The organism is Planktothrix sp. FACHB-1355, from assembly GCF_014748295.1.
Classification (GTDB): Bacteria; Cyanobacteriota; Cyanobacteriia; order Cyanobacteriales; family Aerosakkonemataceae; genus Aerosakkonema; species Aerosakkonema funiforme_A.
This window is the reverse complement of sequence record NZ_JACJUP010000504.1, coordinates 1-4,580: the sequence shown is the minus strand read 5'-3', so window position 1 is coordinate 4,580 and position 4,580 is coordinate 1. Positions and strand designations below refer to the sequence as shown.

General features: G+C 43.7%; 5 protein-coding genes. 4 read left to right on the top strand and 1 reads right to left on the bottom strand.

Going from position 1 to position 4,580, the window contains the following annotated elements:
* A partial coding sequence (locus tag H6S82_RS19370) for an AAA family ATPase (RefSeq protein ID WP_191056578.1) occupies positions 1-1,393 on the top strand: 1,393 nt, incomplete at its 5' end.
* Between the two features lie 137 nt (positions 1,394-1,530).
* On the opposite strand, the gene H6S82_RS19365 is transcribed toward H6S82_RS19370, so the two are convergent.
* Complete coding sequence (locus H6S82_RS19365) at positions 1,531-1,947, bottom strand: hypothetical protein (RefSeq protein ID WP_190464732.1); 417 nt, start codon at positions 1,945-1,947, stop codon at positions 1,531-1,533.
* 41 nt (positions 1,948-1,988) lie between these two features.
* On the opposite strand from H6S82_RS19365, the gene H6S82_RS19360 reads away from it, so the two are divergent.
* The 3 genes from H6S82_RS19360 (at position 1,989) to H6S82_RS19350 (ending at position 4,567) form a co-directional block, all read left to right on the top strand.
* Positions 1,989-2,810, top strand: a complete 822-nt coding sequence (locus H6S82_RS19360) for a class I SAM-dependent methyltransferase (protein ID WP_190464731.1) — start codon at positions 1,989-1,991, stop codon at positions 2,808-2,810.
* A gap of 129 nt (positions 2,811-2,939) precedes the next feature.
* A complete protein-coding gene (locus H6S82_RS19355; protein ID WP_190464730.1) occupies positions 2,940-4,163 on the top strand; it encodes a vWA domain-containing protein in 1,224 nt (407 codons plus the stop codon).
* The gene (locus tag H6S82_RS19350) at positions 4,160-4,567 is read left to right on the top strand and encodes an FHA domain-containing protein (protein ID WP_242057023.1); all 408 of its coding nucleotides are present in this window, start codon (positions 4,160-4,162) and stop codon (positions 4,565-4,567) included. Before H6S82_RS19355 ends, H6S82_RS19350 begins: the two co-directional genes overlap by 4 nt.
* Positions 4,568-4,580 lie beyond the last annotated feature (13 nt).

Here is a 4,580-nt window from a genome sequence, read left to right as displayed (position 1 = left end):
CCTAGCAAGCGACCTCCGGCGTGTTCCGCCTTGGTTTTATACTAGCAATCCTTTTGTCGCTTTAGTACAAGTTACTCGTCCCAATAAAGAAGAACGACTTCAGTTTATTCTCCGCTTCGGACAGCAGGGATTTTATGGCGGACATTTATTAAATGTCCAACGTGCCACTCCCCAACAACCTTCCGATTTGGAACTCGCCGCCGAAGAATTTGCGGCTTTGACAGAAGGATTTCAAACAATGGATTTGGAAGCTATTCGTCATACCTCTTGGCGAGAAAGCATTCCCCTCACTCCCAAAACAGTATTGCGCCTGGTAGACTTCTACAAATTCGGGCAACGGGATGAACCTTTTGAGAATATAAGTGCAGATAAAATTGCTTATGCCAGGGAAGAATTATCGAAATCTGTGATTGGACAACCCCGCGCTGTAGAAGCTGTCACCACTTTATTAACTAGCGCCAAAGTGGGTATCAGTCTCAGCAATGTCAGCGGTCGAAATAGCAAACCGAAAGGAATTTTCTTTTTTGTTGGCCCTACCGGTGTCGGTAAAACCGAGTTGGCTAAATCTCTCACCCGTCTGATTTTTGGAGACGAACAAGCATTTGCTCGTTATGATATGAGCGAGTACAAAGAAGAACACGCGGCGGAAAAGTTAGCGGGTGCGCCTCCCGGTTTTGTTGGTTACGAAGAAGGCGGACAATTAACTAATCGCATCCTGGAACGTCCTTACAGCATTTTGTTATTTGATGAAATTGAAAAAGCTCATCCCAAAGTTCTGGATAAGTTTCTCCAAATTCTGGAAGATGGTCGTCTCACGGATGGAAAAGGGCAAACAGTTTATTTCAATCAAACGGTGATTATTTTCACCAGTAATATTGGTGCTTCTGATTTGACCGACCCTCAGACGGGGGCGATTATTCGTAATGGCATTATGACAGAAGTGCAAAAGCAAGGTGTCAATTCCTTTACTTATGCTCAGGTGGATACTCATTTTCGCTCGGAAGTTCACTGGCATTTCACCAGTAGGATTGGTCGCGCTGAATTGCTAAACCGTCTGGGTGATAGTATTGTGGTGTTTGACTTGCTGCGTCCTGAATTTGTCTGGAAAATTGGGGAGAAGTTTCTGCGGCAATTGGCTGAATCTGCCTGGGATAAATATCGTCTGCTGCTACTATTTCAGACTTCGGTTCTGGAAGTTTTGAGTTTGAATATGCAGCAATCTGATAATTTATTGTTTGGCGGTCGGCGAATTAAAACTTTGCTGGAAACTTTAGTCGAAAGACCTCTGAATCGTTGGATTTTTGAGAATTATCCCGATTTCAATGTTTTGGCAGGCAGGCGGTTAATTGTTGGGTTAGGTAACAATAGTTTACTGACTGTAGTAGATGGGTAGTCTGGAGAAGATACCCATTTTAAAAATCAATGCGGCAGAGTTGTATAAATAGGGCAGGCAAGATGCCCGCCCCACAAGAGTTTCACAAATTGCGATTACTAAAACTAAAGGCGTTCCAAACATTTTTGAAACTGGTATTAGAAGTCACGTTGATATTTGAGAAACATCGAGCCCGGTTCTCCTTCGCTAAGAGCATCTTCAGCATAAAGTACTTCTCCGTCTAACTCCCTTTTTTCAAAATCTACCTCTAAATTGATTGTCCAACAAACTCCTTTTTCAAATCGCTTAGGAGCAACCACTATTCCATAGAGATTGCCTTTTTGGGTCATTTGCCCCAAAATGACGACATCAACCCGCTCTTGGTCATTTTCCCCGATAAAATCTTCTCCTGCGGTGAAATACCCAGAACCGGTTACTCGACCTGTATCTTCCCAATGCAGATGGAATGAGCATTTCCAAGCTTCATCACCATAAAAAGTGAAATCGCTGCCTTCGTAAACTCCCGATAAGGTTGACCATTGGTACATAGTTTTATTATCCACAAGTTGAAACATATATAATATGTATAATTACAAAATTTTTTCAGTATTCAGATATGAAAGACGAAGATTTGGTGAAAAGCTGTTACAGCAAAGATTTGGCACAAAGAAAAAACTGGTATAGCGAATTCGCAGATGCCTACAACAAGGCAAGACCGCGCTATCCTAAAGAGCTAATTTATCGCGCTGTAGAGGTAGCCAAACTTGAAAAGGAGGCCACTATTCTGGAAGTGGGATGTGGGCCGGGAAATGCAACGATCGCATTTGCAGAACTCGGTTTTTCCATGCTCTGTATTGAGCCTAGCCAAACATTTTACCAGCTAGTGCGACAAAACTGCGCTCAGTATCCAAATGTAGAGATTAGGAACACTTCATTTGAAGAGTGGCAGTTAGAAACTCAGAGGTTCAATGCGGTTTTAGCAGCAAATTCTTGGCATTGGATTCCACCGGAAATTAAGTATCCAAAAGCTGCTGCTGCTCTGCAAGAAAACGGTTATTTAATATTGCTTTGGAACATGATGCCTCAACCCGCTTATGAGGTTTATCAAGCATTGCATCAAGTTTATCAGAGTCAGGGCGTGTCTATTCCAGCTTACGAGCAGATGGAAACTCAAGCAGAAATAATCAGAGGATTTGGGCAGGATATCATCGATTCAGGTATGTTTAAGGGCTTAGTTTCAGGACATTTGCTGTGTGAAGTTACCTATAATATAGATGATTATATGACGCTTTTGAGTACTTTGTCATTCTATCGGATACAAGACCCGGAGAAGATGAATTTTGTATTTCAAAGTTTGCGGTCAGTGCTGGAGAGTAACTGGGGAAGCGATATCCATGTTTCATATCTGTCAGCTTTTAATATTGCCGAAAAAGTATAGTAGAGGCCATGACAGTTGAGGATATACTGAGATTTACCTCAAAAGAGAGAGGCAGTTATTCGTTAGTCTGGCTCACAACCGTTTACCATCGTTAATAGAAGGTCAGTTTGGATAAGCTATTCAATTGCGATGTTCAATTTGCAACTTGCCTGGGATCGCCCTGTTAAAATCAGTTCGCAACTTTCAGAACATATTTTACGAGTGCGGATCGTACCTGCGGGCGATCGCACTCAAAATTTACCCTTACAATTGGCAGTGGCGCTGGATACTAGCGCTTCGATGCAAGGTGAAAAGTGGGAACGATCGAAAGCAGCAACTCTTGCGTTAGCATCACAGTTACGTCCCGGAGATCGCCTCTCTCTAGCAGGATTTGCCGATTGGGTGACGCCGCTGATCCAAAATGTTCAGAACGATCGACTTGGCGATTTGCGAACAATTTTGGATCGCTTAGTTGCGGAAGGGGTAACGCGCACTGATTTGGCGCTAAACTGGATTCGCTCTGCCTTACCGCCACAGTCGGGTAGAGCGAGGGTAGGAATTCTGATTACAGATGGACATCCTACCACCGAAAAAGGAGAGGTTTTGCAGGAAGTCGATCGACTGATTTTGCAAGCTGAAGCAATGGCAACAGATGGTATTAGTATCTGTACGGTAGGATTGGGTAATGCTGCTGATTTTAATTCCGCGTTGCTGGTGAGTTTGAGCGATCGCGGACGCGGTACGTTTATGTATGCCGATAACCCGTCTCTGCTCACAACTCAATTGCAAGAACGTTTGCAAGCAGTACAGACGATCTCAGTTGCAGATGCGGTTCTCAAAATCAATTTAGCTGATGGTGTGAGGGTGAAAAATTGCTGCCAGTTTCGTCCGGATTACTTGCCTTTGGGAGAAACTGCTAAGGGGGAAATTAATTTGCGAAATTTGCGATCGGATACTTCAACAGATGTACTTTTAGGATTAGAAGTATCTAGTTTAAACCCAATTCATCCCCCCGGTAGTTACGCGATTGCAGAAGTTGGGTTACAAACATTAGAATTCACTTCTGCTATATCGCCAGTGCCGCTGCAATTTACTTCTTCCTATCGAGAAGCACAACAAATTAATTTGGAGGTCGATCGCGATCGTCTCTGCTGGGATATCAATCGTTTCAGTACTGAACTGAACAATACGAACGATCCTTTGCAAACTGGCGAATTGCTCAGCCAAATCCAAGCGGCAGCTCTAAAATCTGGTCAGATAGCTATTGCCGATCGAGCAACTCAGCAATTAGATGATTTGTATAAAACTGGCAAACTTAGCGCCCATCAAGCAACAGGATTGCTGACCGCAACTCGTCAATTGGGAGGTTTATGATGGTTGTTGGTTTTGGTTTCGATCCGATTCCTGGATTAACTCAGCTTAAACCGGAAGTAACTTATTTGCTTGTTCTCAATGGGCCAAAAGCAAATCAATATTTTTCTCTGAATCGGTTGCGATCGCTCATCGGGCGCAGCCATCCTCCTCATATTATTGTCGATATTGACCTCAGCGGCTACGAGCCCAGCCTCCCTACGACCATCTCCCGTCATCACGCCGTCATCCAGTGGGCAAATAATAAACTTCAAATTATCGATCTTGCCAGCCGCAATGGTACTTTTGTAAATGGGCAACAACTTACTCCCCCGTCTGCCGATCGGCCCTCAGATCCGGTTGTGCTAACTGTGGGTAGTAAAATTAAACTTGGCAACCTAGAGTTTGCAATTGTTGTTGCTGGATAGCCAATCCGGCTTT